General features: G+C 68.2%; 19 protein-coding genes. 12 read left to right on the forward strand and 7 right to left on the reverse strand.

Going from position 1 to position 23,724, the window contains the following annotated elements; translation table 11 throughout:
• The first annotated feature begins 107 nt into the window (after positions 1-107).
• Genes WC815_00130 through WC815_00165 form a run of 8 tightly spaced genes read left to right on the forward strand, consistent with a single transcriptional unit; the run spans position 108 to position 14,024 of the window.
• A complete protein-coding gene (locus tag WC815_00130; protein ID MFA5907161.1) occupies positions 108-2,609 on the forward strand; it encodes a tetratricopeptide repeat protein in 2,502 nt (833 codons plus the stop codon).
• Entirely contained in the window at positions 2,609-3,403 is a 795-nt protein-coding gene (locus tag WC815_00135; protein MFA5907162.1) for a DUF4159 domain-containing protein, read from the forward strand. The genes WC815_00130 and WC815_00135 overlap by 1 nt, the downstream gene beginning before the upstream one ends.
• Before the next feature lie 6 nt (positions 3,404-3,409).
• Positions 3,410-4,420: an AAA family ATPase gene (locus WC815_00140; GenBank protein ID MFA5907163.1), complete on the forward strand. Its 1,011-nt coding sequence runs from the start codon at positions 3,410-3,412 to the stop codon at positions 4,418-4,420.
• Positions 4,421-4,423: 3 nt separating this feature from the next.
• On the forward strand, positions 4,424-5,317 hold the full coding sequence (locus tag WC815_00145) for a DUF58 domain-containing protein (protein ID MFA5907164.1): 894 nt from the start codon (positions 4,424-4,426) through the stop codon (positions 5,315-5,317).
• Entirely contained in the window at positions 5,317-7,197 is a 1,881-nt protein-coding gene (locus tag WC815_00150) for a BatA domain-containing protein (protein MFA5907165.1), read from the forward strand. Before WC815_00145 ends, WC815_00150 begins: the two co-directional genes overlap by 1 nt.
• A 24-nt stretch (positions 7,198-7,221) precedes the next feature.
• A complete protein-coding gene (locus WC815_00155; protein MFA5907166.1) occupies positions 7,222-10,764 on the forward strand; it encodes a DUF4175 family protein in 3,543 nt (1,180 codons plus the stop codon).
• 24 nt (positions 10,765-10,788) lie between these two features.
• Positions 10,789-13,011 carry a glutamine amidotransferase gene (locus WC815_00160; GenBank protein MFA5907167.1) on the forward strand — a complete coding sequence of 741 codons (2,223 nt, stop codon included), beginning with the start codon at positions 10,789-10,791 and terminating at the stop codon, positions 13,009-13,011.
• Between the two features lie 44 nt (positions 13,012-13,055).
• Positions 13,056-14,024, forward strand: a complete 969-nt coding sequence (locus WC815_00165; protein ID MFA5907168.1) for a hypothetical protein — start codon at positions 13,056-13,058, stop codon at positions 14,022-14,024.
• Positions 14,025-14,095: 71 nt separating this feature from the next.
• Here WC815_00165 and WC815_00170 read toward each other — a convergent pair whose 3' ends face one another.
• Complete coding sequence (locus WC815_00170) at positions 14,096-14,770, reverse strand: rhomboid family intramembrane serine protease (GenBank protein ID MFA5907169.1); 675 nt, start codon at positions 14,768-14,770, stop codon at positions 14,096-14,098.
• Positions 14,771-14,804: 34 nt separating this feature from the next.
• Here WC815_00170 and WC815_00175 point away from each other — a divergent pair, with 34 nt between their 5' ends.
• The 4 genes from WC815_00175 to WC815_00190 are packed head-to-tail and all read left to right on the forward strand — an operon-like array spanning position 14,805 to position 18,143.
• Positions 14,805-15,005 carry a zinc-ribbon domain-containing protein gene (locus tag WC815_00175; protein ID MFA5907170.1) on the forward strand — a complete coding sequence of 67 codons (201 nt, stop codon included), beginning with the start codon at positions 14,805-14,807 and terminating at the stop codon, positions 15,003-15,005.
• Positions 15,006-15,045: 40 nt separating this feature from the next.
• Positions 15,046-16,656, forward strand: a complete 1,611-nt coding sequence (locus WC815_00180; GenBank protein MFA5907171.1) for a SpoIIE family protein phosphatase — start codon at positions 15,046-15,048, stop codon at positions 16,654-16,656.
• Complete coding sequence (locus WC815_00185) at positions 16,656-16,931, forward strand: hypothetical protein (protein MFA5907172.1); 276 nt, start codon at positions 16,656-16,658, stop codon at positions 16,929-16,931. The genes WC815_00180 and WC815_00185 overlap by 1 nt, the downstream gene beginning before the upstream one ends.
• Complete coding sequence (locus tag WC815_00190) at positions 16,932-18,143, forward strand: LeuA family protein (protein MFA5907173.1); 1,212 nt, start codon at positions 16,932-16,934, stop codon at positions 18,141-18,143.
• A gap of 42 nt (positions 18,144-18,185) precedes the next feature.
• Here the strand turns inward: WC815_00190 and WC815_00195 are convergent, their stop codons facing one another.
• The 6 genes from WC815_00195 to pstC form a co-directional block, all read right to left on the reverse strand.
• A complete protein-coding gene (locus tag WC815_00195; GenBank protein MFA5907174.1) occupies positions 18,186-19,085 on the reverse strand; it encodes a M28 family peptidase in 900 nt (299 codons plus the stop codon).
• A 28-nt stretch (positions 19,086-19,113) separates the two neighbouring features.
• Positions 19,114-20,397: a citrate synthase gene (locus WC815_00200; GenBank protein ID MFA5907175.1), complete on the reverse strand. Its 1,284-nt coding sequence runs from the start codon at positions 20,395-20,397 to the stop codon at positions 19,114-19,116.
• 78 nt (positions 20,398-20,475) lie between these two features.
• Positions 20,476-21,159: a phosphate signaling complex protein PhoU gene (phoU, locus tag WC815_00205; GenBank protein MFA5907176.1), complete on the reverse strand. Its 684-nt coding sequence runs from the start codon at positions 21,157-21,159 to the stop codon at positions 20,476-20,478.
• Positions 21,159-21,992, reverse strand: coding sequence for a phosphate ABC transporter ATP-binding protein PstB (gene pstB, locus WC815_00210; GenBank protein MFA5907177.1), 834 nt, complete (start codon positions 21,990-21,992; stop codon positions 21,159-21,161). The genes phoU and pstB overlap by 1 nt, the downstream gene beginning before the upstream one ends.
• A 2-nt stretch (positions 21,993-21,994) precedes the next feature.
• The gene (gene pstA / locus WC815_00215; protein MFA5907178.1) at positions 21,995-22,837 is read right to left on the reverse strand and encodes a phosphate ABC transporter permease PstA; all 843 of its coding nucleotides are present in this window, start codon (positions 22,835-22,837) and stop codon (positions 21,995-21,997) included.
• Positions 22,834-23,715, reverse strand: coding sequence for a phosphate ABC transporter permease subunit PstC (gene pstC, locus WC815_00220; protein ID MFA5907179.1), 882 nt, complete (start codon positions 23,713-23,715; stop codon positions 22,834-22,836). Before pstC ends, pstA begins: the two co-directional genes overlap by 4 nt.
• Positions 23,716-23,724: the final 9 nt, after the last annotated feature.

Consider the following 23,724-nt stretch of genomic DNA (forward strand, 5'->3'; position numbering starts at 1 on the left):
ACTGTGAATCGCATCGCCCCTCCATGCTAGACGGAATCCGCCTCCGGCCTGCACGCCGCTTCGGGCGTCCAAATCACATGCGCGGAGGCTATACTCGACCCAAGACCATGTCTCGCCGCGTTTGGCTGCTCCTGGCTTCGGTCGTGCTAACCATTGGGCTCGCGCCGTTCGTCACGGCCGAGCAGGCGTCAAACGTCGCGGCGGCACGGGCCAACGCCGAGAAGTCATGGCGCGGCGGCCGTCTCGACGAGATCGAGAAGTTCGCCGACGCCTTCCCGAAAGACGAAACCCTCGCCGTGCTGCGCGCCAGGGCCGGCGCCGCGCGCGGCGACTACCTGCGCGCCGAGTCGGTGCTGCAGCCGTTTGCGGCGGCCAACCCAGCCGGCGACGCCGCCCTCGAAGCCGGCTTGCTCCAGCAATTAATGGGCCGCCGGGTCGAGGCGCGCCGATCCCTCCAGCTGGTGATGATGGGTGACCAGCGCACGCCCACCGCGCGCGACCACGTGCGCGCCGCCCGTGCCGCCCGCGCCCTCGGACGGTTCGACGATGCCAACGCGTTCTTCCGCGACGCCGACGGGCTGACGCCCAACGACGCGGCGATCAACACGGAGTGGGGCGACCTGTTCGTCGAGAAATACAACAACAAGGACGCCGCCCGGTCGTTCCAGGAGGCGTTGAAGGCCGACCCCGTGTACGGTCCGGCGCTGCTCGGCATGGCCCGCGCGCTGGCCGACCAGAATCCGGCACAGGCGGCGGCGCTGGCCGAGCAGGCGCTCAAGCTGAATCCGCTCGACTTCGGGGCGCACCTGTTCCTCGCCGACATGGCGATCTACCAGGACAAGAAGAAGGACGCGCTGGCGTCGATCGATCGCGTGCTGGCGGTGAACCCGAAACACCTCGAAGCCCTGTCGATGCAGGCGGCTCTCGCCTATGTCGATGGCCGCGACCAGGACTATCAGGCCGCGCTCGCGGCGGCGCTCAAGATCCATCCCACCTACGGCGAGATCCATCGCGTGGTCGGGTCGATGACCGCGCACTACTACCGCTTCGACGAGGCGGCCGAGCACGTGCGCAAGGCGATTGCCCTCGACCGCGACAACGTCCGCGCCTACGCCGACCTGGGCGCGCACCTGATGCGGACCGGCGACGAACGCAACGCCCGCCGCGCGCTGGAAACCGCCTTCAAGGTCGATCCCTGGAACGTCGTCACGTTCAACCTGCTCGCGCTGCTCGACACGCTCGAACCCTTCGACACCGTGCGCGAAGGCGACATGGTCATTCGCCTCCATCCGGACGAAGCGGCGGTGTTGCGGCAGTACGTGCCGCAGCTCGCCAAGGAGGCGATGGCGTCGTTGAGCAAGCAGTGGGAGTTCACGCCCAAGGGCCCCATCCTGATCGAGATGTTCCCGAAGCACGACGACTTCGCGGTGCGGACGCTCGGCCTGCCCGGCATGATCGGCGCTCTCGGCGCCTGCTTCGGCCGCGTCGTCACCGTCGACTCGCCGAAGGCGCGCGACCCCGGCACCTTCAACTGGGCCGAGACGCTGTGGCACGAGATCGCCCACGTCATCACCCTGCAGCTGTCCGACAACCGCCTGCCACGGTGGCTGAGCGAAGGCGCGTCCGTGTACGAAGAGCGCCGCGCCCGCCCGGAGTGGGGCCGCGAGATGGACATCCCGTTCGCGCGGGCGATGGATCGCGGCAAGTTGATCAAGCTGCGCGACCTCAACTCCGGATTCAGCAACCCGGAAACCATCTCGCTCTCGTATTACCAGGCCTCGCTGGTCGTCGAGCACATCGCCGACGTCTATGGCCAGGCGAAGCTGCGCGCGCTGGTACGGGCGTACGCCGACGGCTCCGACACGGAGGCCGCGATTCGCAAGGCGCTCGGCGTGGAGATTGACGCGCTGCAGACCACGTTCGATCGCTTTCTCGAACAGCGGTATGCGGGGATGCGCACGGCGCTCGCCGTTCCCGAAGGGCTGACGGCGGACATGCCGCTCGATGCGGTGAAGTCGGTCGCCTCCGCCCACCCGGGCAGCTATGCCGCGCAGATGGCTCTCGGCGAGGCGCTGACGGAAGGGAATCCCGACGGCGCCATTGCCGCCTTCGAACGCGCCGCGCAACTGATCCCGAACGTGACCGGCGAAGACAGCCCGTACGCGCTGATTGCGGCGGTCGCCCTCAAGAAGGGCGACAAGGCCCGCGCCGCCACTGCCCTCGAGACGCTGACCGGCAAGGGGCAGACCGACATTGTCTCGGCGCGGCTGATGTCCACGCTGGTCGATGGCGCGCGCGAGCCGGCGCGGATGCAAGTGGCCCTCAAGCGCGTGGTCGCCGTCGACCCGTTCGATGCCGCATCGCATTCGATACTGGGCCGGATCGACCTGAACGCGAAGCGCGTGGACGAGGCCATCCGGATGTTCCGCGTCGCGCTGGCGGCCAAGCCGCTCGACCGCGCCAGCGCGCACGCCGACCTGGCCGAGGCGCTCGCCGAGGCCGGTCAGCGCGATGAGGCCAAAAAGCAGGCGCTGGCCGCGCTCGAGATCGCGCCGACGTTCACACGGGCGCAGGATCTGCTCCTGAGGCTCGCACAAGGAAGTCGTTGATGCGCCAGCCCCGATGGGTCCTCGCTGTTGCCGCGCTCGTGGGAATGGTGTGGGTCGCATCCGAGGTGAGCGCGCAGATTCCGGTCATTGGCGGCGACAAGTTCCAGGGATTGAAGTGGACCTTCGTCCGCATCAAGTACGGCTCCTACGAAAACGAGGGCGCCGCGCGGAACTCGCAGTTGAGCTATTGGGACGACCCGTGGGCCATCGACGCGCCGGCGGCGGAGCAGAACCTGTCGCGCCGGATCAAGTCGGTGACCGCCATCGAGGTGGGCGAGCCGCTGGTCCTGACCCTGGACGACGAGAAGCTCTGGCAATACCCGTGGATCTACATCGTCGAGCCCAGCAACCTCGTGCTGTCGGAGAAAGAGGTGCCGATCCTCCGCGAGTTCCTGCTGCGCGGCGGCACGCTGACCCTCGACGACTTTCACGGCCCCTACGAATGGGACCTGACCATGCGCCAGCTGAAGCGCGTGTTTCCCGATCGCGAGATCGTCGAGATCGCGCCGCCCCATCCCATCTACAGCTGCTTCTACCGCATCGAGAAGTATCCGCAGATCCCCGGCCTCGGATCGTTCCTGAGCGGGCGGACCTGGGAAAAGGGCGGCTTCGTCGCGCGGCTGCGCGGCATCGTCGATGACGCCGGCCGGCCCATGGTGTTGATCAACTGGAACACCGACATGGGCGATGGCGTGGAGTGGTCGAACGCGCAGGAATACCAGGGCTACATCAAGTGGACCGCGCAGGCCTACCAGATGCTCATCAACGAAGTGATCTATTCGCTGACACACTGAGGTTTCATGAATCGCACGACGGACGTGGCCGTTGAAGGCCTGGCGGAACGCGTCGCCGGGAGCCGGCAGAAGATCCTAACGGAGTTACGCAAGGTGATCGTCGGCCAGGACGAGGTGGTCGACGAAGTGCTGATGGCGCTGTTCTGCGGCGGCCATTGCCTGATCACCGGCGTGCCCGGCCTGGCCAAGACGCTGCTGGTCAAGACGCTGGCGCAGATCCTGGACCTCAAGTTCAAGCGCATCCAGTTCACGCCGGACCTGATGCCAGCCGACATCACCGGCACCGAGGTGCTCGACGAAGAGAACGGGCACCGCGCCCTGCGCTTCGTGCACGGGCCGATCTTCGCGCAGATCATCCTGGCCGACGAGATCAACCGCACGCCGCCGAAGACGCAGGCGGCGTTGCTCGAGGCCATGCAGGAGTACCACGTCACGGCCGCGGGCCACACCTATCCGCTCGAGCGGCCGTTCTTCGTGCTGGCGACGCAGAATCCGATCGAGCTCGAAGGCACCTATCCGCTGCCGGAGGCGCAGCTCGATCGCTTCCTGTTCAACGTGGTGATGACCTATCTGTCGGAAGACGACGAGGTGCAGGTGGTGACCGACACCACGGGCACCAAGCGGGCGGAGCCGGCGAAGGTCCTCGACGGCGCCGAGATTCTCGCCATCCAGCACTACGTGCGGCAGGTGCTGGTCGCCGAAGACGTGGTCCGTTACGCGGTCCGCCTCGCCGACAGTTCGCGTCCGGGCCGTGGTGAAAAGCTCGACTTCATCGACAAGTGGGTGAAGTGGGGCGCCGGGCTGCGCGCTTCTCATGCCCTGGTGATTGGCGCCAAGGCGCGGGCGCTGCTTCACGGCCGCCATCACGTCTCGGTGAAGGACATCCAGGCGCTGGCCAAGCCCATCCTGCGGCATCGCGTGCTCCCGAACTTCTACGCCGAGGCCGAAGGCATCACGCCCGATCGCATTGTCGATCAGCTGGTGGCCGCCGTGCCGGTGCCCGCCAGCGGGTTGTAGGCCATGGCTGGGGCGGCGCGGTTCCTCGACCCGGCGATCGTGGCGCGGCTCGGCACGATTGACCTGAAGGCGCGAACCATCGTCGAAGGGTTCCTGACCGGATTGCATCGCAGTCCGTACAAGGGGTTCAGCGTCGAGTTTGCCGAGTATCGCCAGTACCTGCCCGGGGACGACCTGGCGACGCTGGACTGGAAGGTCTACGCGCGTTCCGATCGGCACTTCGTCAAGAAGTACGAAGAGGAGACCAACCTCACCTGCCACCTGCTGCTCGACGTCAGCGCGTCGATGGGCTACGCGTCGGGCTCCGTCACCAAGCTGCAATACGGGTCGTACCTGGCCGGGGCGCTCGCCTACCTGATGAACCGGCAGCGCGACGCGTTCGGGCTGATTGCGTTCGACGACAAGATTGCCTCGCTGGTGCCGGCCAACGCGCGCACCGGCCACCTGCGCGCGGTGCTGCTCGCGCTCGAGCGACTGCAGCTGGGCGCGCACACCAACGTCGCCAAGCCGTTGCACGACCTGGCGGCCGCGGTTCGCAAGCGTGGCCTCGTCGTGCTGGTCTCGGACTTGTTGGACGACCCGCAGCAGGTACTCGACGGCCTGAAGCACTTCCGCTATCGCGGTACCGACGTCGTCGTGTTTCACGTGCTCGACCCGTACGAACTAGAGTTCCCGTTCGAGCGAGCCGCGCGCTTTCGCGACATGGAAACGGCGGACGAAGTAGTGGCCGTGCCGGCCACGGTCCGCAAGGATTACATCGAGCGGATGCAGGCGATGATCGCGCACTACAAGCGCGAGCTGGGACTGGTCGGCATCGACTACTGCCTGCTCGACACGTCGCAGCCGCTCGAGCACGGGCTGATGGCGTACTTGATGACGCGCCGCAGAGTGATCTGATGTTCGGCATCTCGTTTCTCTCGCCGCTGTTCCTGATTGGCGCGCTGGCCGCGGCCGTGCCCATCCTGCTGCACCTGCTCCATCGCAAGACCGAAGTCGTGATCGATTTCCCGTCGGTGAGGCTGCTGACTCGCGCGCCCGTGCAGCAGCAGCGGCGGCGGCGGTTGCGGGAGCTGATCCTCCTGGCCCTGCGGGTGGCGGCGCTGATCCTGCTCGCCGTGTCGTTCGCGCGGCCCTACGTCGCGGGCGCGGTGGCGCCGCTGTCAGCGCCGGTGACCGTGGTCGCGCTCGATACCTCGATGAGCCTGTCGGCACCGGGCCAGTTCGCGAAGGCGCAGCAAGCCGCGTCGCAGGCCGTGGATGCCGCACCCGCGTCTCACGCCGTGGCGCTGATCACGTTTGCGGATTCCGCGTCGGTGGCCGTTCAGCCCACCTCCGACCGCGGAGCGGTGCGTGCCGCCATTGCCGCGGCGTCCGCCGGGCCCGGCGGCACTCGATACCGCACGGTACTCGCCAGCGCGAGCGAAGTGGTGGGCGCCCGCGAAGGGCGCGTGGTGATGGTCACGGACCTCCAGCAATCGGGGTGGGAAGCCAACGACGATGGCGGGCTGCCTGATGGCGTTGAGGTGACCGTGGTCGGCGTGGCCCCGCCGCGGACCAACCTCGCCGTGACGTCGGCGGTGCGCCGCGCCCGCATGGTGGCGGCGACGGTGCAGAACTACGGCAGCGAAGAGGCGAGCGCCGCGGTGCGGCTGGTGGTTGAGGGCAAGGAAGTGGCGCGGGCGAACGTGACGATGGCGCCGCTGGCGGCGGCCGACGCCGAGTTACCGGGCGCCTTCGGAAGTGGCGGCGCCGCGCAGGTGGTGATCGACGATGTGGATGGCTACCAGCCTGACAACACCCGCTACGTCGTGCTGGACCCGCGCCCGTCGGTGTCGATTGCCGCGCTGGTCGCCGATCCGACGGGAGCAACCGGCGGCATCTATGTGGAACGGGCGCTGTCGGTGGCCGGTGACGGCCGTGAGTTTGCCGTCACGGTGGCCGATGGCCGCGTGCTGTCGAAATGGACCGCCGCCGAGATGGCGAACCATGCGGCCCTGGTCGTGCTGGGCACGCGCACGCTCGATCGCTCCGGGCGTGAGCTGGTGAAGACCTACCTTGCCGGCGGCGGCCAGGTGTTGCTTACCTTGGGGCCGGACGTCGATCCGGGGACCCTGGCCGACGTCATCGGCACCGACCTCGGCGTGGTGCCGGCACCGGTGCGCACGCCCGGCGCGACGCTGGTGGCCAGCGACAGCCGTCATCCCATCTTTCGCCCGTTTCTCATCCCATCGGGCGCCCTGGGCGACGTCCAGGTGGACCAGCACCGGCGTCTAAACGATCAGGCCGACCGGACCGTGCTGGCCCGACTGTCCGGCGGCGACGCGGCGCTCACGGAACAGGCGGTCGGGGAGGGGCGGTTGCTGGTGTTCACCTCGGACCTCGACAACCAATGGAGCCGCTTCCCGTTGCACCCGTCGTTTGTCCCGTTCGCGGTGGAAACGGCACGCTACCTGACGCGCGGACGGCAGCAGCGGCAGGAGTGGACGTTGCCGGAAGTGCCGGCGGGAGCGCCGCCGGCGCCGGGCGTGGTGGTGACCGGCGCGGGCGCCGCCGCTCGCGCGATGGTGGTCAACGTGGACGTGCGCGAATCGAGTCCCGCGGCCACCAGCGTTGACGAGTTCACGAAGAGCATCGTCAGGACCAACCGATCCGATGCGCGCGAGCCGATCAACGCGGCGCGGGAGGTCGAGGACCAGCAGCGATGGTGGCAGGTGGGCCTGCTCGTGATGCTGGTGGCTCTGGCTGGCGAAGCGCTCGTCGGGCGCCGCGCGGCGTGAGCTAGGATGGACACAGAGCAGCGCATGAGCGATCGCTTCGTCGAGCTTCGAACGATTCTCGCGGACGTGCGGGCGCGCTGGACGCGCCGCGCGCTCCTCAGCGCGTGGGCGCTCGGGGCCGCCACCGCCGCGTCGATGTTGCTCGTCGGCCTGCTGGCGGTGTGGCTGGTGGCGCGTGAGGGCCTGCCGCTGGTGCTGGCCGTGGGCGCCGTCACGATCGTCGCCGTCACCTCACTGGTCTTCGCGCTGCTGCCGCTGCGGCAGCCGCCCACCGACAAGCAGATGGCCCGCTTCATCGAGGAGCAGGCCGGCGGCCTGGACGACGTGCTGGTGACCGCGGTGGAGAAGGGCGGCCTCGGCTCCTCGCCGATCGGCGACCTGCTGGTCGCGGATGCCATCCGCGCCGCGCGCGCGCTGGACTTCGACGCCCTGGTCAGCCGTGACACGCGGCGGCGCGCCGCGGCCGGCGCCGCGCTGGCGAGCCTCGGGCTCCTCGCGGCCGCGGGTGTCTTCGCGCCATCGGCGGGCCGTGCCGCCGACGTGGTGGGCGCGTACCTGTTTCCCAAGCACTATGCGATCGCGGTGGTCCCTGGCTCCACCAAGGTCAGGGCCGGGCAGCCGCTCACCGTGGTGGCGCGGATTCCGGGCCTCGACGGCGGCCTCATCCCGTCCATCACCGTGGGTGAGGGCGACGCGGCACGCTCCGCGCGGATGTCGCCCGGCGCGGCGTCCGGCGAATTCACCATCACCCTGAACAACATCGAAACGTCGTTCCCGTATTCGGTGTCCCTTGGCGCCGCGCACTCCGATGCGTTCCAGGTGGACGTGATCCGGCCGGTTCGCGTGGCGCGGGTGGACGTGCGCTACGAGTATCCGAACGGCGTCGGCCTGCCGCCGCAGACGGAGGAAGACAGCGGCGACATCTACGCGCCGGCGGGGACCAGGGCACACCTCACCATTACCACCGACAAGCCCGTGAAGCAGGGACAGCTCGCACTCTCGGATGGCACCGCGGTGACGCTGTCTGGAAGCGACACGGTGTTGTCGGCCGAGCTGACGGTGGCGAAGGACGGCTCGTACCGCATTGCGCTCAAGGATGTTGACGACCTGTCGAGCGAGGGCACGGAGTATTTCATCCGCATGCTGAACGACCGGCCGCCCGACGTCCGCATCCTGCGCCCGGCCGGCGACAAGCAGGTGTCGCCGCTCGAAGAAGTGGCCATCGAGGCGCGCGCCGACGACGACTACGGCGTGCAGTCGCTGGAACTGGTGATCAAGACGTCCGGCGGAAAAGAGACCGTCGTCCCGCTCGGCCAGCCGATCACCGGCTCGGCGGCCGCCGGCGAGCACACGGTGTATCTCGAGGATCTGCGCGTGGCGCCCGGTGATTTCGTGACCTACCACGCGCGGGCGCGTGACGTCGGCCGCGGTCGCCGTTCGACCGAGGCGAGAAGCGACATCTTCTTCCTCGAGGTGAAGCCGTACGAAGAGGAATTCACGGCGTCGGAAAGCCAGGCCATGGGCGGCATGCAGGGCGAGCAGACCGGCCTCGAGGATCTGATTGCCCAGGAGAAGGACATCATCGCCGCCACCTGGAAGCTCGACGCCCGCGCCCGTCGCGCGCGTGATGCGCGATCGGCAGGCGACATCAGGACCGTCGCCGACGCCCAGACCGGCGTGAAGGAAAAGGCCGAATCGATTGCCGGCGACCTGTCGGCGGCCGCGTTTGCGCAGCAGCGGCGGCGGCGCGGCGCGCAGCCCGGCCTGACGCGGGCCGGCACCGACGACCCGATCGCCAAGGCCGTGGCAGCCATGGGCCGGGCCGTCACCGAACTCCAGCGCCTCAACACCGCGCAGTCGCTGCCCCACGAGGAAGACGCGCTCGGTAATTTGCTGAAGGCGCAGGCCGAGATTCGCCGGCGCCAGGTGGCCATGCAGCAGGCGCGCGGCGGCGGCGGCAACGGCAACCGCCAGACCCTCGACCTGTCGACGCTGTTCGAGCAGGAGCTGCGCAAGCGGCAGCAGACCAACTACGAGACGCCATCGACGAGCGACGCGCGCGCGGATGAGGCCAAGAAGGCTGACGACCCGCTGGCCGGCATCCGCGAGCTGGCCCGCCGCCAGGAAGCGTTGGCCCGGCAGCAGCGTGACCTGGCGAAGAACCAGGGCGCGCTGACCGCGGAAGAGATCAAGCGTCAGCTCGAACGGCTCACTCGGGACCAGAACGAGTTGCGCAAGCAGGCTGAGGAGTTGTCGCAGCAGCTGCAGCAGCAGTCACCGGCCGCTCGCAGCCCGGATTCGTCGCGGCAACAACAGCAGCAGGGCGGCGGCCAGAGCCAGGGCGCGCAGGGTGGGCAGGGGTCCCAGGCCGACAGCCAGAAGCTGCGCGAGATTTCCGAAGAGATGCGCAACGCCGAAGGTGACCTGCGCCGGCAGGATCCGCAGCAGGCCAGCGCGCGCGGGGATCGCGCCTCGCAGCAACTGCGCAACCTCGAGCAGCAGATGCAGGGCTCGCGTCCGGACGAGCGCCGCCGTGCTATTGGCGACCTGCAGATGGAGGCGCGGCAGCTCGCCGATGCCGAGCGGCGGCTGGGCAACGAAGCAACCAGAACAGCCCCTGGCAGCGCCGGGGAAGACGCCAGGCGCCGGCTGGCAGCCGAGCAGGAGCGGCTGGCGGATCGCACCGAGCGGCTGGGCGAGTCCGTGCGTCAGCTCGCGAAGGACGCGCCGGAGGCGGAAGCGGATGATCGCCAGGCCATGTCGGAGGCCGCGCGTGAACTCGTTCGCGGGAAGATCGCCGAACGCATGCGCCAGTCCGCGCAATCGATGCGACAGGCGCCGCCGGAGGGCGGCGACGGGCCCGGCAAGCCGGACGAACTCGCGCGCGTACTCGACAAGGTGGCCGAGCGTCTCGGTTCGGCTACCGGCGCGCAAGACAGCGAGGCCGCGAAGCTATCGGAGCAGTTGGCCCGCACCCAGGAATTGCGCGATCGGCTGAGCGAACTGCAGCGGACCATGGACACGTTGGCGCGGGCGGGCGAGTCGCGCGACGGCCAGCCGCAAGGGCAACCGGCCGGCGAGCGTGGTCAACAGGCGCAGCCAGGCCAGCAACCGGGCCAGCCGGGTGCTCAGGGACAGCCGGGTGCGAAAGGCCGCCAGGGCGCGAGCGGCCAGCCGGGGACGGCGGCAGGCGGTCGCGCCGAATCGGTGGCGCGTCTGCAGCGCGATGCCGACAACCAGATGCGCGAAGCGCAGAAGCTGGCCGAAGGCGTGCAGCGCGAGAACCCGGGCATGCCGCGCGGCACCACGCCGGAGCAATGGCAGCGCAGCGTGTCGGCGCCGGGCACCGAAGCGTTCAAGCAGGACTTCGCCAACTGGGAAACGCTCAAGAAGAACCTGCTGGTCGCGCTCGAGCGCACCGAGTCACAGTTGTCGGAACAGCTGCGCGCGCGCGAGAACAACGAGCGCTTGAACGCCGGCCGGCATGACGCGGTGTCCGAGACCTATCGGGCGCTGGTCGATCGCTACTACCAGTCGCTGGCCGCGCCGCGAAAGCCCAACCGGTAGGCAGGCCATTCCGGTGAAACGCCCATGAGGTTCGCGGTTCTCCTCCCCTGGTGGGGCTACGCGCTGGTGTTCGGCACCGCGCTGGTTCTCGCCTGGCTGGCCTACGCGCGCGTGCCGGTCGCGCTGACCCGTTCCATGCGCCTGCTGCTGGCCGGGTTGCGCGCACTCACGCTGATGCTGCTGATCGCGATCCTGCTGCGGCCCGTCGTGCTGGTGCCGCCGGCGGCCGCGCGCAACAGCCTGCTGCCCGTGCTCGTGGACGTGTCCCGTAGCATGCGGCTGACCGACGCTGATGGGCCGTCGCGGCTCGATCGCGCCCGCGAGATTGTCCGCGACCTCGAGGCGCGCCTCTCGGGCGAATACCGCCTCGAGGTCCTGACCTTCGGCGAAGCGCTCGCGCCCGGCCACATCGATCACATGGCCGCCACCGCCCGGCGCAGCGATCTCAGCGGCGCGCTGGCCGACCTCGCCGATCGGCATCGCCGCGATCGGGTGGCCGGCGTGATTGTGCTATCGGACGGTGGTGACACGGCGCCGCAGGAGCGAGACGCGTCCGCCCGCCTCGTGGACGCGCCGGTGCTCGCCGTGGGCATCGGCGCCACGGCGCCGCCGCGCGATCGCGAGGTCGGCAACCTCACCGCGGGAGAGCCCCTGCTGCCCGGCGCCTCGATCGACCTCAGCGTGTCGGCGACCAGCACCGGCTTCGGCAAGGACCCCGTTGAGCTCCGCGTCAGCGCCAATGGCCGCCCCATCGAGGTGAGACGCGTGAACCCGCCGGCCGACGGCGCGCCCATCCACGAAGTGTTCACCGTGTCGCCGGCGGCGGACGCGGCCACCGTCTACTCGGTCGAAATCCCGATGGCCGACGGCGAGCTGGCGGCCGAGAACAACCTGCGCAGCGTGCTGGTGCCCGCCCAAACCGGACGCCGCAAGATCCTGATCGTCGAAGGCGCCCCTGGCTACGAGCACACGTTTCTCAAGCGCGCCCTCGCCCAGGACCCGGGCCTCGACGTCGACGCGGTGGTGCGCAAGGGCCAGAGCGACGATGGCCGCGACACGTTCTACGTGCAGGCCGCGGCCGGCCGGGTGGCGGCGCTGGCCGGCGGCTACCCGTCGAAGCGGTCCGAGCTGTTCGCCTACGACGCGGTGATCTTCGGCAACATCGAGGCCGACTTCTTCACGCGCGATCAGCTGGAGTTGACCGCGGCCTTCGTCGCCGAACGGGGCGGCGGCCTGCTGGTGCTCGGCGCGCGGTCCTTCGATCGGCAAGGCTTGTCCGGCACGCCGCTCGAAGAGGTGCTGCCGATCGATCTGACTGATCGCCGCGCGAGCGTGGCGCTGGCCGCGAATACGTTCGCGCCGGCGCTGCCCAACACCGCGGCGTTGACGCCGGATGGCGCGCTGCATCCGGCGACCCGCCTGGCCGTGACGGAGGCGGACAGCCGGCAGCGGTGGGCGCAGCTGCCCGCGCTCGCGTCGGTCGCGCCGCTCGGCGGTCCGCGGCCGGGCGCCCAGGTGCTGGTGGTCGCGATGAGCGCGGGTGGGTCGCCGCAGCCGCTGATCGCCGCGCAGCGCTACGGACAGGGCCGGTCGATGGTATTTGCCGGCGAGGCGTCGTGGCGCTGGCGGATGCTGCGGCCGGCGACGGATCAGAGTTACGAGACGATCTGGCGGCAACTGGCCCGCTGGATCACGGCCGGCGCGGCGGCTCCGGTGTCGATTGCGGCGATGACGCCGACCGTGCCGGGCGTCACCGAACGGATCGCGGTCACGGTCAGGAACGGGGATTTCGCGCCGGTCGCCGACGCTGAAGTGTCGCTGGCCGTGACGGCGCCGAATGGCGAATCCAGGCTGCTGACGCCGGCGCTGCTGAGCCCGCAAGAAGGGCGCTACGCGGTGGCGGCCCGCTTCGACCAGCCGGGCGTGTATCGGCTCGATGCCACGGCGGCCCGCGCCGGCACCCGCATCGGCACCGCCTCGCGGCAGGTCCTGGTGGGCGGCGCGGATCTCGAGATGGCACAGCCGCGGTTGAACGAGGCGGTGTTGCGGCGGCTGGCCGCCGAAACCAGGGGCCGCTACCTGCCGGCCGCGGAAGCGGGCCGGTTGCCGGCGTTGCTCCGCGAATCCCGCGTTGACGCCGGCACGCCGGAGCAGCGCGACCTCTGGCACAATGGCTGGAGCCTGCTCGCCGTCATTGGCTTGCTCGCCGCCGAATGGGTATCACGCAGGAGAGCGGGACTGGCGTGACGCCGATGACGCAGACGAAGACACCAGGGCCGCAGATGACACAGATGGCACAGATCAAATACGGGTGGGTGCTTCTCGCCATGTTCGCCGTGCTGTGGCCGGTGTCAGCGGGTGCAGAAACTCGTTGGGCGGTAATCGTCTCGGGTGCGTCCGGCGGCGAGAAGTACGCGGAGCAGATGAAGGAGTGGCGCGACGGTTTGCGCTCTGCCATGGTCGACCGCTACGGCTTCAAGGCCGAGCACGTTCGCCTGCTGGTGGATGAAACCGCGGCCGCGGCGGAGAAGGGTTCAGCGGAGAACGTCCGCAAGGTGTTCGCCGACATCAAGAAGGGCGGGACCAGGGACGACTTCGTCCTGGTCGTCCTGCTCGGCCACGGCACCTACGACGGCGACGTCGCCAAGTTCAACCTGGTCGGCCCGGACCTGACGGCGAAGGACTGGACGGACCTGCTGGCCGGCGTCCAGGGCCGGCTGGCGGTGGTCAACACGACCGAGGCCAGCTTTCCGTTTCTCGAATCGCTCACGGCGAAGGGCCGCGTGGTGATCACCGCCACCGATTCGGCGGCGCAGAAATACGCCACGGTGTTCCCCGAGTACTTCGTGAAGGCGATGCGTGAAGCCTCGACCGACCTCGACAAGAACGGCCGCACCTCCATCTTCGAGGTGTTTGCCGCCGCCAGCGCCGCGGTGAAGCAGCACTACGAGCAGCGGGGTCAGCTCGCGACCGAGCGGGCGGTGATCGACGACAACGGCGACGGCAAGGGCCGCGAGGCGAGCGCCGAGGGTCCTGACGGCGGCATCGCGCGCATCGCCTACCTGGACGCGGAGAATGCCGCCGAGAGCGCGACGCCGGAGATGGCGGCGTTGGTGAAGCGCCGCCGCACGCTCGAAGCGCAGGCCGAAGAGCACAAGCAGTTGAAGGGTGTCATGCCCGAGGCCGAGTGGAACGCGCAGTTCGAGAAACTGATGCTGGAACTGGCGCAGGTGTCGGCTGAGATACGAAAGAAATCATGATTTAGTGATCTGGTGAGTTGGTGACCTCGTGAGTTGCAGTCACGAGATCGCGAGATCTCCAAGTCACCAAATCAGAGCGTGTGAGTATCCCACCAGTCGACGTCCATCCGCTCGCGGCGGCGCATGGGGCGCACCAGCGCGAGGCCGCAGGCGAAGCCCGCCACGTGGGCCCAGAACGCCACCCCGCCTGAGACTTGGTTCGCCTGGACGATGGTCAGCGAGCCGAGGCCGCTCAGGAACTGCACCAGGAACCAGAATCCGAGAAAGAAACCGGCCGGCAGTTCGAACAGGATCGGCGGGAACGGGAAGAGCATCAGCACGCGCGAGTGCGGATAGAGCACGAGATACGCGCCCATCACGCCGGCAATCGCGCCGCTGGCGCCAATCATCGGCACGTTCGAGTCCGGGTAGAGCAGGGTTTGCGCGAGCGCCGCCACGAACCCGCAGAACAAATAGAACACGGCGTAGCGGCCGTGCCCCAGCCGGTCTTCGACGTTGTCGCCGAAAATCCACAGGAACAGCAGGTTGCCCGCGAGGTGGGCGACGCCGGCATGCACGAACATCGACGTGAACGCGTCGACGAACGAGAAGTGCGCCGGCACCAGCGCGAACGTGCCGACGAAGGCCGCGGCGGTCCGTTCCGGCAGCGCCGACTGGAACAGGAAGATGACGAGGTTGACGACGATCAATCCGATCGTGACGCCGGGCGTGGTGCGGGACGGAATGACGTCGCGAAGCGGAATCATCGCAGGGAGCCTTCAGCTAGAATAGCGAATAACGATGAAATGTCGCTCGTGCGGAGCGGAAATCGCGGCCAACGCGCTGATCTGCTACAAGTGCGGCGCCGCCACCGCGGAGCCGCGAATCACCCCACCCGCGTCGCGTCCGCGGCGCTCGCGGCTGCCCTGGGTGGGCCTCGTGCTGCTGGGCCTGGCCCTGGCCGCGGTCGCCCGCGAGGTCGCCTGCGGAAGCCTGTTATGATGAGGCGTTCGGGCCCCCGTGGCGGCGCCCGCTCGTCCCTATGGCAAATGCGCGGCTCGAAGTAAACGACGGCCTCGGCCAACGGATCGTCGCGATCACGAAGGCCCAGTTGCTGATCGGCCGGCGTACGGAAAGCGACCTCCGCCTGGTGGGCAGCGACGTCTCCCGCGAACACGCGGAGATCGTCGAAGTGGACGGCACGTGGGTGCTGCGCGACAAGGGCTCGCGCTACGGCACGTTCGTCAACGGCGAGTCGGTCACCGAGCACACCCTTGCGCATGGTGACAAGGTCCAGTTCGGCCGCGCCAGTGGCGCCGACGTCGTATTCCTGACCGGCGACGCGCCCGCGCACACCGACCGCTCGCACGCCAGCGCCGTCAACGACCTGCGGCAACTGGCCGCGCTGCTCGAAGGCCTGCGCGCCCTCGGCTCGGGCCGCGTGCTCGACGAGGTGCTCGCCCTGGTGCTCGATGCCGCCATCGACGTGGCCGGCGCCGAACGCGGTTTCATCATGCTGGCGGCCACCGGCCAGCCGCTCGAGATGAAGCTGGCGCGGGCCAAGGGCCGCATCACCCTGCCGGCGACCGGATTCAACACCAGCCGCAAGATTCCCGAAGAGGTGTTCGCCACCGGCGAACTCAAGATCGTCGCCGACCTCCTGGATGGCGACCTCGCCAACGTGCACATGGGCACCGTCGCGCTCGGCATCCGCCACGTCGCCTGCATTCCGCTCCGCATGGTCCGCTACCTGGACCGCGCCGACATGGCCAGCGAGACCAAGAACATCGGCGTGCTCTATCTCGACAGCCGCGAGAAGGGCAGCCTGCTGGCGCCGCACACCCGCACCGCGCTCGACACCCTGGCCACCGAGGCCGGCGTCGCCATTGAGAACGCGCGGCTCTACCGCGAGACCCTCGAGAAAGCCCGCATCGAGCACGAACTGAAGATCGCTGCGGAAATCCAGCGCGCGCTGCTGCCGGAGGGCACGCACTCCGGCTCGTTCTTCGAGGCCGCCGGCACCTCGCTCCAGGCCCGCTCGATTGGCGGCGACTTCTTCGACCTCATCGACACGCCCGACGGCATGTTCGGCTTCCTGGTCGGCGACGTCGCCGGCAAGGGGCCGGCCGCAGCCCTGCTCACCTCCAAGATCATGGGGATTTTCTCCGCGTTCGCATCGATTGGCGACGACCCGGCGCAGACCGTGGACGGCATCAACAAGGTGCTGACCCGCCGCCAGATCGACGCGCGGTACGCGACGCTGCTCTACGGCCAACTCGCCCCGACCGGCAAGCTGGTGTTCTGTAACGGTGGCCACAATCCGCCGTTCGTCTACGGCGTCGATGGCCTGAAGCGGATCGAGGCCGGCGGCATGCCGGTCGGCCTGTTCGATATGGCCCAGTACTCGGCCGACACGATCGACCTGAAGCCCGGCGACACCATGGTCCTTTATAGTGACGGCGTCACCGAGGCGCACAACGTCGCCGGCGAGGAGTTCGGCGAGCAGCGCATGGCCGAGGTGCTCGAGCGCCACCACCAGGAGCCCGCCACGGTCGTCCTCGAGAAGCTGATGGAAGCCGTCGGCGTGTTCGCGCTTGGCGCCGAGCAATACGACGACGTGACGGCGGTCATCGTGAAGTACACCGGCGCGTGATGACACAACGGGTTCGCCTGGCGGCCGGGCTGTGGGCCGTGCTCGCCATCGTCGTCTTCAACGTCACCTTCGACTGGCAGACGCGCGCGGCGGGCCATGCGTTTGCCAGCAGCCAGGTCCTCCGGCACGCCGGCGGCCTGCCGGTGACGACCATCAACGACGGCTTCCGGCCCATGGTGCGGTCGGCCGCGCGCCGGTCGGGCGTGTGGCTGGGTCTCATCCTCGGCTCCGGCATCGCCGCGACCGCCGTGGCCTCACGAGCGTCCAAGAAGTAGATGTTGGCTTCCCTGATTTACGACTGGAACAAGATCGGCGCGCCGGCGGTGCCCAAGCGCGTGATGCTGGACGACGAGACGCTGCGCGACGGCCTGCAGTCGCCGTCGGTGAAGACGCCGACCATCGGCCAGAAGATCACCATCCTGCACCTGATCGACCAGCTCGGCATCGACACGGCCGACATCGGCCTGCCGGGCGCCGGCCCGCACGTGGCGCAGGACGTCGAGCGCCTGGCGCGCGAGATTGTCGGGGCGCGGCTGAAGGTGCGCGCCAACTGCGCGGCGCGGACGACGATCAGCGACATCCGGCCGATCGCGGAGATCACGCAGCGCACCGGCCTGCCGATCGAGGTCGGCACCTTCATCGGCTCGTCGCCCATCCGCCAGTACACCGAAGGGTGGACGCTCGACTGGCTGCTCAAGAGCACCGAAGAGGCGATCAAGTTCGCCGTGGCCGAAGGCCTCGAGGTGATGTACGTCACCGAAGACACCACGCGCGCGGATCCGGAAACACTGAAGAAACTCTACGTCTGCGCGATTCGGTCCGGCGCCAAGCGCATTTGCCTGGCCGATACCGTGGGACATGCCACGCCGTGGGGCGCCAGCGCCGTGGTCAAGTTTGCCGCGCAGGTGATCAAGGACGAAGGCGCCGACGTCGGCATCGACTGGCACGGCCACCGCGACCGCGACCTGGCGATCGTCAACAGCATTGCCGCGCTCGAGGCCGGCGCCTCACGCGTGCACGCCGCCGCCCTGGGCATTGGCGAGCGCGTCGGCAACACGCCCATGGACCTGCTGCTGGTCAACCTCGTGTTGATGGGTTTCCTGCAGCGCGACCTGACGCCGCTGATGCCTTACTGCGCAGCGGTGTCGGCGGCCTGCGGCGTCCCCATTCCCGACAACTATCCGGTGGTGGGCAGGGACGCGTTCCGCACGGCCACCGGGGTGCACGCCGCGGCCGTGGTCAAGGCGTGGCGCAAGGGCGATCGCGAATTGATGGACGCGGTCTACTCGGCCATCCCCGCCAGCCTGGTCGGCCGGCACCAGGAGATCGAGGTCGGCCCGATGTCAGGGAAGTCGAACGTGTTGTTCTGGCTGGAGCAGCACGGCATCGTGGCCAGCGACCCGGTGGTCGATCGGGTCTTCGCGAAGGCTAAAGAGTCGACGACGGTGCTGACCGAAGCCGAGATCCTCGCTGAAGTGTACCGGTAGGCCGCGGAGGGGTCAGACCCCCTCGCTGTGTCTTGCTCGGGGTCAGACCCCTTTGAGCAAACGCTGTTCGATCTCGGGCAGCGCCGCGACCACCACCTCACCGACAATTTGCAGGCTGCGGGCGGACACCGCGTCGAGCGTGTCTTGCGCGGTGTGCCACGCCGGGTAATCGAGATCGATGAGGTCGAGCGACGGCACGCCGGCCTTCAGGAAGTGCAGGTGGTCGTCTTCGACCGCCATGGCCTCGCTGATGAAGCTGGCCTGGTGGCCGAGCCGCCGCGCCACCCCCCACACGATGTCGGTCAGCCACGGCGTCGAGTTGGTCTCGCGGCGGATGTTCAACTGGCGGTCGCCGATCATGTCGAGCAGGATCATCGCCCGCAGCGACTTCAGCGTGCCGGTCTTGCGCGCCACCTCCACGTAGTGGCGGCTGCCGTAGGTGTTGTCGGGGTCACGCCACTCGCCGGTGGCCTCCTCGCCGTCGAGGAACAGCAGTTCGATGGTGAAGGGGAGCTGCGGCCGGGCCTTGAGCACGCGCGCGAGCTCGAGCAGGGCCGCGGTGCTGGAGGCGCCGTCGCTGGCGCCCACGAACCGGAATTCCCTGAACAGCTTGGTGTCGAAGTGGCTGGCCAGCACGATGCGCTCGGCGCGCTGGCCGGGAATGGTCGCGATCAGGTTGACCATCTTGATCGGGCCAATCGGCGTGGTCGCGGTCCACGCCTGCTCGACGGCCTTGATGCCGATGGCGGCGAGCGTCCTGGTGATGTATTCGCGGTTCTTGAGGTTGCCGGCCGAGCCGGAAGGCCGCGGCCCGATCGCCACCTGCTGGCGCAGGTGTTCCCAGGCTTTGGAGCTGTCAAACGCAACGGCGCCCTGACCGTGCGCGCCGGACACGGCGAGCACCACCAGGGCGCCAATGGCAAGAGTCAGTCTTTGGATCACGAGATCACCAACTCACCAAATCACGAAATCATCGATTCGACATCGGGATGTACTCCCGCGTCGTGGCGCCCTCGTAGAGCTGCTTGGGGCGCGCGATCTTCGTCTCCGGGTCGAGCAGCATCTCTTCCCACTGCGCGACCCAGCCCACCGTGCGGGCAATCGCGAACAGCACCGCGAACATCTCCACCGGGAAGCCCATCGCCTGGTAGATGAGGCCGGAGTAGAAGTCGACATTCGGGTAGAGCTTGCGGCTGACGAAGTACTCGTCCTCGAGGGCAATCCGCTCCAGCTCGAGCGCGATCTCGAGCAGCGGGTTCTTGCCGGTGACCTCGAACACTTCGTACGCCGTCCGCTTGATGATCTTGGCGCGGGGGTCGTACGACTTGTAGACGCGGTGACCGAAGCCCATCAGGCGGCCTTCGCCGGCCTTGACCTTCTTGATGAAGGCGGGGATGTGGTCGACCGAGCCGATCTCCTTCAGCATGCGCAGCACGGCTTCGTTGGCGCCGCCGTGCAGCGGGCCGTAGAGGGCGGCGGCCGCCCCGGCCAGGGCCGAGAACGGATCGACGTTGGAGCTGCCGATGGCGCGCATGGCGCTGGTCGAACAGTTCTGCTCGTGATCGGCGTGCAGGATGAACAGCACGTCGAGCGCGCGCTCGAGCGCCGGGTCCGGCGCGTACTTCACCTCGGTCATCTTGAACAGCATGTTCAGGAAGTTGCCGGTGAAGCTGAGGTCGTTGTCGGGGTAGACGTAGGGCCGCCCGATGCTGTGGCGGTAGGCGTAGGCGGCAATCGTCGGCGTCTTCGCGATCAGGCGGCGAATCTGCTTCTGTCGCGACTCGGCGTTGAAGATCTGCTTGCCGTCCGGGTAGAACGTCGACATCGCGCCGACGGTGCTGATGAACACGCCCATCGGATGGGCGTCGTAGGTAAAGCCCTCCATGAACTTCTTGATGTTCTCGTGCACCATCGTGTGCATGGTGATGGAGTGCGTCCACGCGTCGAGCTGGCCCTTGGTGGGGAGCTCGCCGAACAGGATCAGGTATGCCGTCTCGAGGTAGGTGCTCTTCTCGGCGAGCTGTTCGATGGGGTATCCCCGGTACATCAGGATGCCCTTGTCGCCGTCGATGTACGTGATCTTGCTCTTGCAGGCGGCGGTGTTCATGAACGCCGGGTCATAGGTGCACAGCCCCGGGTCTTCGCCGCCGGTCGTGATCTTCTTCAGGTCGGTGGCGCGGATGGCGCCTTCGGTGATCGGGACTTCGTAGGTCTTCCCGGTCCGGTTGTCGGTAATGGAGAGCGTCTCAGGCATAGGGTGATCCGATTCATTCTAGATCACCCGCCGATTGCCGTCACGGACTGAGTGAGCCGGGCCGGGGTGGGGGCGGGCTTATTCGGTCTTGACGACCCCGGACATCGGGTGGCGGACGTCCTTGGCCGAGAGGATGAAGATGACGTCCTCGGCCACGTTGGTGGCATGGTCGCCAATGCGCTCCAGGTGGCGGGAAATCAGGATCAGGTCCAGGGCCGGCTCGATGGTGCCCGGGGCCTGCAGCATGTGGGTGAGCAGCTCGCGGAAGATCTGGGTCTTGAGGGAGTCCAGGGTGTCGTCTTTCCGCAGGACGGCCTCGGCGAGGGCCATGTCGCGGCGGACGAAGGCGTCCAGCGAGTCGCGCAGCATCTCCTGCGCCAGTTCGCCCATGCGCGGGATATCGATGAGCGGCTTGACCGGCGCGTGGCGCAGGTAGCGCTTGCCGGCCTCGGCGATGTTCACGGCCAGGTCGCCGACCCGCTCCAGGTCGGTGTTGATCTTGACGGCGGCCACGATCACGCGGAGGTCGGCGGCCATCGGCTGGTGCAGCGCCAGGAGCTTGAAGCAGCGGTCGTCCACTTCGATGTGGAGGTCGTTGATCGGCTGGTCGCCGCCGAGCACGGCGTCGAGCGCGTCGCCGTCGCGGTCCATCAGCCCGCGCACCGACTCGCGCACCCGCTCCTCGGCGAGGCCGCCCATGGCCAGCAGCCGCTGCTTGAGGGCGTCGAGGTCGTCCTGGAAGTGCCGAAACACGCGTTCCATCAGCCGCACCTGCCTGTGACGTAGTCTTCGGTCAGTTTCTCCGCCGGCGCCGTGAAGATCCGATCGGTCCGGTCGAACTCGACGAGCCGCCCGAGCCAGAAGAACGCGGTGAAGTCCGACACCCGCGCCGCCTGCTGCATGTTATGCGTGACGATGACGATCGTGTACTTTTTCTTGAGCTCGTAGATCAGCTCCTCGATGCGCTGGGTGGCGATCGGGTCGAGGGCCGACGCCGGTTCGTCCATCAGCAGGATCTCCGGGCGGATGGCCAGGGCGCGGGCAATGCACAGCCGCTGCTGCTGGCCGCCCGACAGGGCGAGCGCCGATTCGTGCAACCGGTCCTTGACCTCATCCCAGATCGCCGCCTGGCGCAGGCTTTCTTCGACGCGATCCGACATCTCGGCCTTGGACTTCACCAGGCCGTTGATGTGCAGCCCGTAGGCGACGTTCTCGAAGATCGACTTCGGAAACGGGTTGGACTTCTGGAACACCATGCCGACCCGGCGCCGCAACAGGACGACGTCAACCCCCGCGTCGTAGATGGATTCGCCGTCGATCTGGACGCGGCCCTCGACGCGGGTGGCCGGGATGATGTCGTTCATCCGGTTGAGCGTGCGGAGGAAGGTGCTCTTGCCGCAGCCCGACGGCCCGATGAACGCCGTCACCAGGTTGGCGCGGATCTGGATGGTGATGCCGTCGAGCGCCCGCTTCGGCCCGTAGTAGAAGTTCAGGCCCTCGACGTCGATCTTCACCGGCGCTTCGAGCGAGGCGGCGGTTTGCCCGGGCCGGCTGGCGACGCTGGCCAGGCTGGCGGGCACGGTGCTGTTGGCCACGCTCATACGCGCCCCCGGCGCTGGTGCCGATCGCGGACGATAATGGCAATCGCGTTCATCGACAGGAGCAGCACCATCAGCACAAGGATACCAGCGGCGGCGTTCGCCTTGAATTCGGGTTGTGGCCGCGACACCCAGTTGAAGACCTGGATGGGCAGCACCGTGAACTTCGACCAGATGCCGTCAGGCGCAAACGGGATGTAGGTGAGTGCGCCGATCGTGATGAGCGGCGCCGTCTCGCCGATGGCGCGCGACAAGGCCAGGATGAGCCCGGTCAGCACGCCCGGCAGGGCCATGGGCAGCACCTGGTGCCAGATGGTCTGCCACTTGGTGGCGCCGAGGGCATACGAGCCTTCGCGAATCGAGCTGGGTACCGTGCGCAGGGCCTCGCGGGTGGACATGATCACCACCGGCAGCGCCAGCAGCGCCAGGGTCGCCGCGCCGGCCATCACGCTTTGCCCCATCCCCATCAGCCGGACGAAGAGGCCGAGGCCGAGCAGGCCGTAGATGATCGAGGGCACGGCCGCGAGGTTGGAGATGTTGAGCTCGATGAAGCCCGCCATCCGGCTGTGCGAGCCGTACTCCTCGAGGTAGAGGGCCGCGGCGACGCCAATCGGCAGCGCCAGGGCGGCGGTGAGCAGGATCACCCAGATGCTGCCCATCAGCGCGTGGTAGACGCCCGCCTCTTCGGCGTTGCGGGACGCGATGTTGGTCAGGAACTGGAAGCTCAACCGCGAGGCGCCGTCCGAGACAATGTCGAAGACCAGCGCGGCGAGGGCCACCAGCGCGACCACCAGGGCGCCCAGCGAGACGAACTGGAAGAACAGGTCCGCATGCTTCCTCATGCGTACTCCTCGCGGAACCGGTTGCGCAGCCACGTGCTGATCAGGTTCAGGCCGAAGGTCATCACGAACAGCAGCATGCCGACCGCGAAGATGGTGCGGTACTCGATGGTGCCTTGCGGCGTGTCGCCGAGCGACACCTGCACGATGTAGGCGGTCATCGTTTCAATGGGCACGAACGGATTGCCGGTGAGGCGGGGCTGCTGGCCCGCGGCAATCGCCACGATCATGGTCTCGCCGATCGCCCGCGACACCGCGAGGATGAACGCGGCGGTGATGCCTGAAAACGCCGCCGGCACTACGACCCGCAGGGCTGTCTGCATCCGCGTGGCGCCGAGGGCATACGAGCCTTCGCGCAGGCCCTGCGGCACGGCCCGCATCGCGTCTTCAGACAGCGACGAGACCAGCGGCAGGATCATCAGCCCCATCACCAGCCCGGGGCTCAGCGCGTTGAAACCGGACAGCGTGGGGAAGACCACCTGCAGGAGTGGGGTGACGAAGGTGAGCGCGAAGTAGCCGTAGACGACGGTGGGCACGCCGGCCAGGATCTCGAGCACCGGCTTGACGACCCGGCGGAAGCCGCTGGGCGAGTACTCGCTCAAGTAGATGGCCGAGAGCAGGCCCATCGGCATGGCCACCACCATCGCGATGGCCGACACCAGCATGGTGCCCACCACCAGGGGCAGGACGCCGAACTTCTGGTTCGAGAACAGCGGCGTCCACTCGGTGCCGGTCAGGAAGTCGAGGACCGGCACCACCCGCAGGAACTCATAGGTCTCGAACGCCAACACGGCAATGATGCCGGCCGTGGTGAGCACCGAGAGCGCGGCGCAGAGAAACAGCACCCGCTCGATGATCCATTCGAGCGTCCGAGTGGACATGTGATCGCG

It is taken from the genome of Vicinamibacterales bacterium, assembly GCA_041659285.1.
Classification (GTDB): Bacteria; Acidobacteriota; Vicinamibacteria; order Vicinamibacterales; family UBA2999; genus 12-FULL-67-14b.